Consider the following 5,646-nt stretch of genomic DNA (forward strand, 5'->3'; position numbering starts at 1 on the left):
AAGTATCTCTGATGGCAGAATCAACTGTGCCAATGCTAATAGTCCTTGATTGTTCATGGTACAAAGGTGCAAATTTTCTATAGAATTAAAGAATTTTCCCCCTGATTTATCGGGTGAGCCTAAATCGATCACTCGATTTTCATTAGGAATGCCCGAAGATATTTTATTACCAATTGCAAAACTTAATAAAGAACTTATAAGAGCTATGCAGGCACTTCCGGGTAATGGAACCCGGTATGATGAAACACAGGGAAATATGCGATTACGTAAATCTATAGCTCGTTTTACGTATAGTTGGAAGGGAAACTTGACAGAAGATGATATAGTGACAACTGCTGGAGTTACTAATGCGGTTGCTTTAGCTTTATCTGTAATTACTAAGGTAGGAGATACTATTGCGGTTGAAAGTCCGGTCTATTTTGGAATGTTACAATTAGCCAATAGTATGGGGTTACGTATATTGGAATTACCTACCAATCCAGTAACAGGGATTGATCCAGATGCGCTGAAAAAAGTTTTACCACAAATTAAAGCTTGCCTGCTTATAAGCAACTTTAATAACCCATTGGGAAGTTGTATGCCTGATGAACATAAAAGGGTAGTTGTTGATATGCTGGCCGGATATGATATACCTTTGATCGAGGATGATTTATATGGTGATTTATTTTTTGGAAATTCACGTCCTAAGCCCTGCAAGGCTTTTGACAAGAAGGGGCTTGTTTTATGGTGTGGTGCGGTATCTAAAACATTAGCGCCGGGGTATCGGGTAGGATGGATTGCTCCCGGCAAATTTAAACATGCTATTATTCGCCAAAAGAATATTCACCTTATTTCTACGCCTGCGCTTAATCAAGAAGCGGTTGCCAATTTCATGGAGAATGACAGATACGAAAACCATTTACGTAAACTGCGACAAGAATTATACGCAAACAGTATTCATTTTGCCCATTCCATCATGGATTACTTCCCCGAGAATACAAAAATTGTTACTCCACAAGGAGGATTTATGCTTTGGGTGGAATTAGACAAACAGATTGATACAACAGAACTTTATTATCGGGCTATGCAGCGAAAAATAAGCATAGCCCCCGGACGTATGTTTACATTACAAGAGCAATATACCAATTGTATGCGTTTAAGCTATGGACAACGATGGACTCCACTTCTTGAAGAACGTTTAAAACAATTGGGGGATATAATTAAAAATCACTTTAACTGATGTATGTATTCCTTTAGTACTTCCCCTATTACTTGAAGTCCTTTCATGATTCTATCTTCTGGCATATTAGAGTAATTTATTCTAAAAGTATTTTCTTTGTGCTCAACAGGATAAAATGAACTGCCGGGTACAAAGGCTATTTTCTGTTCAATGCATTTTTGCAGGATGTCATGCGCTGAAATATTTTCGGGTAATTCAATCCAAGTAAATAACCCGCCTTGAGGATGAGTATATTTTATGTCATTAGGAAAATAGCGTTCAATACATTCTAAAGCTATATCTCTGCGTTTTCTGTAGACTTCTACTATTTTGCTAATATGCTCATCAATATCATATCGTTTTAGATATTCGGCAATAGTCATTTGAGCTATTGTGTTACACTGCAAATCAGTGCCCTGCTTAACTAACACATACTTGCGGATAATATCTTTATCACCTGCAATCCACCCAATCCGAAAGCCCGGACAAAAGATTTTAGAAAAACTACCAGTACATAAGATATTACCTACCTTATCAAAAGACTTTATAGAGGGTAAAGACTCTCCTTCAAACCTTAATTCTCCATAAGGGTTATCTTCAATAACAGGAATATCATATAAAGCAGATAGTTCAGCCAGTTTTTTTCGTCTTTCCAAACTCCATGTTTTTCCAGTGGGATTTTGAAAGGTTGGTATTACATATATTAGTTTTATATTTTGAGTATTATTCAGTACCTCTTCCAAAGTAGCCATATCCATGCCTTCTTCATCTGTTGGAATTTCAATGAAGCTACTCCCATATGATTTGAATGCGCTAATTGCTGCTAAATAGGTGGGGCTTTCACACAATACGATATCACCATCGTCCAGAAATACTTTTCCGGATAAATCTAATCCTTGTTGCGAACCGTGAGTTATAAGAATATTATCCTTATCAAACGATGTCCCTAAGCGTTCATTCATTCGTTTGGCAATCCATTCACGTAAAGGATAATACCCTTCAGTAGTCGTATATTGAAGAGCTTTTGCTCCTGCTTCTTGCAAAACGACCTGATTCATTTTGTTAATTTCATCTATGGGGAATAGCTCAGGGGCAGGTAGTCCACCAGCAAATGAAATAACATCTTCCCGTTCTGTAACTTTGAGTATTTCTCTTATTTCCGAAGCCTTTATATAAGACATTCTCTTGGCAAATTTCAACTTCATAATCATTAAATATATTTGAAAACTAAAATAATGCAAAGTAAAGCATAATAGATAAATGAGAACAGATACAATTTGCACAATATCAGCGGGTACAGATTTTCGGAACCAAGTATTATCCCGATTGTATCGCCTACCGAAAGAATCAAACGGACAGTTATCAATAGAAAGACAGGACTGATACTTGCGTCGAAGTTATTCTAGCCGAACCTCAATTAACCAAGCGTGAGAAAGAAATACTAATATTAATTCGGCAAGGTTTTCTGAGCAAAGAGATCGCTTATAAGCTAAATCTTAGTATTTATACGGTAAATAATCACCGAAAGAATATATTGGCAAAGCTAAATGTAGATAATGCGATCGAAGCTATCAATAAGGCGGAAAATTTCGGTATTCTCTATTGATTACGATATCCAATCCAAACCACTAGCTAATATTGATATGATTGCGGTTATATTTCATCCTCTGGGGCTGAATCCATTTGTGCGATGCGCTATGAGTGAATTATACAATCATTTTTCTGCGGAAAAAGTAGTGCGGGTATCGTATGTAAAGAATACCCGCACTTTCTATTTATTTTGAAAAACGTAATTTTATAGTTCAAGATTCACTTCATTCATATTGATTTCAAGAGAGCGCCGCTATACCTGTTCCTATCAAGTTTGCGTTATTCATATTGTTGATATGGATTTCGACATCCGCTAATGCGGATTCATTAAGGAGTTCTTGTAATTTCTCCAGAACAAGAATGTTATAGTTTTTATCTTTTCTATTCTCGCTCCAAAATAGACTGCCTTCGGCTACTAGACAGATTTTTTGTATATCTTTATTATATGATCTCAGTAACTGAATAAGGCCCAGTAGCGATGCGGCGACTAATTGTGCTGATCTGTTGTAGATCCAATGAGCTACATCTACATATACGTCCTTGTGAATATCCGGATAGTTCATGATAGCGGTCAATTTTTGGGCATCGAATTTATTCTCAAACTCATCCAAAGGGAAAGTTGCTTTCAATATATCGCCTAGATACATACCCGAAACCGCTTTCTCAAACCGCTGTTTTCCAAGGCTGCCTGAAATGGCGTCAACCGTATCATCGACTGTCGTGAGGAATGGAGGATGGAAGTTGCCCGACTCTAGGTTGACAGGGACTAAGCCTTGTATATTATAGCTCGGATCTAATTTCTTTATTTTATCTGCCGGAATGAAAGTGGCCATGTTGGTGCCTGTTCCTACGATCAGACCGATATAGGCGTCATAGCTATTGTCGGTTAGGCCGGCAAACAAGCTGGCGATAGTATCGTTTAATACTTTAATACCTGTAAATTTGATTTTACAATGTTCGTTTAGGTAGTCGAGAAGTGGTTTACCTACTAATTGCCCTACCATTTCTTTAATGTCGACTCCTTTTGTCCAACGTAACAATTTGGCGTCTCCACTGAGTACGGATTCTGCTGGATAAGAAAAACAATAGCCGATTGGCATTTCCTCATCCCGTTTTATCCCGACAATCATATCGGCTAATTCTTTAAATAGCTCCTCACGAGTATATCCCGGTGATTTCATGATCGACATGTCTTTTTTCCACCCGTTGTTGGGATGGATGGTTGGTGATCCTTGTCCAAGATCGACGGTCGCTACTCTATAGTTGGTTCCTCCTAAATCGAGAACCAATGCTTTTCCATTAATATCAGAGGTTTTGGGAGAGATAAAAGTCGGTATGCATTGTATCTCCGCATTTTCATGTTTTAATCCCTCTTCAACCTTTTCCCGAAATGAACTGGCTATCTCTTTGAGTTGGTCATTTTCTAACCAGAAAATATTTTTCTCCATAAGATTGATTTTTTGATTTTGAAATATCCTTGTTAGTGAATAACAATTTAGAAAGGGATTTGACTATCCTTATTGGTTGATTAAGTTAAGGGGATAAATTTCGGATACTGTAAAATTTGTTGTGTTAAATTTAAATTTTGTATAAACAAAAGGGTGACGATGTCTGTTTAAAACACCAAACAGATGATTTTATTTATTAATCTAAATTAAGATATATGATACCGAAAGTGGAGATAGAAGCAGGCAAGGCGGATTTAATCCGTGAGATTTTAGGCGTTAATGATTTGCAGGACATTAACTTACTTGATGAGTACCGTGATATATTTATAAAATCACAAAAGTCTGCGTATGAGAATGAATCTGTTAATGATATTAATTGTACGGATTGAATTTTGTGAGAAAAATGTCTTATATACAGGGCATAGGATGAGAATATATTATTCAATATTCTGTTTACTAGCATATTACAGTTTCTTTGTATTTCTTTCTTAGGAAACTACAGTTTCCCGCTAGGATAGAAACTGCAGTTTCTTCTAGGGGAAACCGGAGTGTCTTTTAGGCTCGGTTTGTGTAAACGATAAGGAAAATCTACTACTTATCATTTACGACCTTCCCATATTCCTCATCACTTACCGGCTCAAGCCAAGTGTTTTTATTGGTTTGGGGATTACATTCTACGGCGATATGCGAAAACCAACTGTCCGGTGAGGCGCCGTGCCAATGCTCTATGTTTGGTGCGATTTCGACAACATCCCCGGGTAGTAAACGACGGGCGCTTTTACCTCGTTCTTGATAATAACCCACACCACCTACGGCGATGAGTATCTGCCCTCCTGTATGCGTGTGCCAGTTGTTTCGGCAGTTAGGTTCAAACGTTACGTTAAACATTGGTACGTTTAAATCCTTATTGCTTGTTAATGGCGCTAGCCAAGACTTCCCCGAGAAATATTGTTCAAACCCGGTGTTTTCATTTCCTGTAGGGAATTCACTAATTTTTGGAATTTCAGTTTTCATTTCTTGTGCGTTTATATTGCCAATGGAGATTAATGTGATCAACATGGCAATGGTTATTTTTTTTATATTCATATTTGTTTTCTTGATTTTATCCATATCACAAAATTATTTAAGATATTCCATTACTTTTGTATACCAATTACTGATAAGTGTAACAGAATTACTGATTTTACAATCTATAGAATCTTGAAGTTGATGGCTTTTAAACAAATATAGGGAAAATCTCAAATTGGCGAGATTGGACAATTGTTAGTCTGTTGGGATTATGTATTTCCTCAAATCCGCAACTAAGCCCTTGAACGTCCTTATTGCGTTTACACGTCCTCTCATTACTGAATTTGCAGATAATTTGAACTTGAAGCACCCACTTCTGCCTACAATATCCCCTTACCCCAC

General features: G+C 37.1%; 4 protein-coding genes and 2 pseudogenes. 3 read left to right on the forward strand and 3 right to left on the reverse strand.

What is annotated here, in order from left to right; genetic code table 11:
• Positions 1 to 121: 121 nt before the first annotated feature.
• Positions 122 to 1,219 (forward strand): annotated as a pseudogene (locus NBH16_RS22965) (aminotransferase-like domain-containing protein); the annotation flags it as partial.
• Here NBH16_RS22965 and NBH16_RS22970 read toward each other — a convergent pair.
• Positions 1,207 to 2,403, reverse strand: coding sequence for an aminotransferase-like domain-containing protein (locus NBH16_RS22970; protein WP_022192110.1), 1,197 nt, complete (start codon positions 2,401 to 2,403; stop codon positions 1,207 to 1,209). The pseudogene NBH16_RS22965 and the gene NBH16_RS22970 overlap by 13 nt on opposite strands.
• Positions 2,404 to 2,520: 117 nt before the next feature.
• Here NBH16_RS22970 and NBH16_RS23515 point away from each other — a divergent pair.
• Positions 2,521 to 2,804: pseudogene (locus NBH16_RS23515) on the forward strand (response regulator transcription factor); the annotation flags it as partial.
• A gap of 223 nt (positions 2,805 to 3,027) precedes the next feature.
• On the opposite strand, the gene NBH16_RS22980 reads toward NBH16_RS23515, so the two are convergent.
• Positions 3,028 to 4,236: a hexokinase family protein gene (locus NBH16_RS22980; protein ID WP_005862069.1), complete on the reverse strand. Its 1,209-nt coding sequence runs from the start codon at positions 4,234 to 4,236 to the stop codon at positions 3,028 to 3,030.
• A gap of 215 nt (positions 4,237 to 4,451) precedes the next feature.
• Between NBH16_RS22980 and NBH16_RS22985 the strand changes: the two genes are divergently transcribed.
• Complete coding sequence (locus tag NBH16_RS22985) at positions 4,452 to 4,625, forward strand: hypothetical protein (RefSeq protein WP_005856636.1); 174 nt, start codon at positions 4,452 to 4,454, stop codon at positions 4,623 to 4,625.
• 202 nt (positions 4,626 to 4,827) lie between these two features.
• Here the strand turns inward: NBH16_RS22985 and NBH16_RS22990 are convergent, their stop codons facing one another.
• Positions 4,828 to 5,346 carry a cupin domain-containing protein gene (locus NBH16_RS22990; RefSeq protein WP_250789124.1) on the reverse strand — a complete coding sequence of 173 codons (519 nt, stop codon included), beginning with the start codon at positions 5,344 to 5,346 and terminating at the stop codon, positions 4,828 to 4,830.
• Positions 5,347 to 5,646 lie beyond the last annotated feature (300 nt).

Source organism: Parabacteroides sp. Y3-G-102 (assembly GCF_023656845.1).
Lineage (GTDB): Bacteria > Bacteroidota > Bacteroidia > Bacteroidales > Tannerellaceae > Parabacteroides > Parabacteroides distasonis.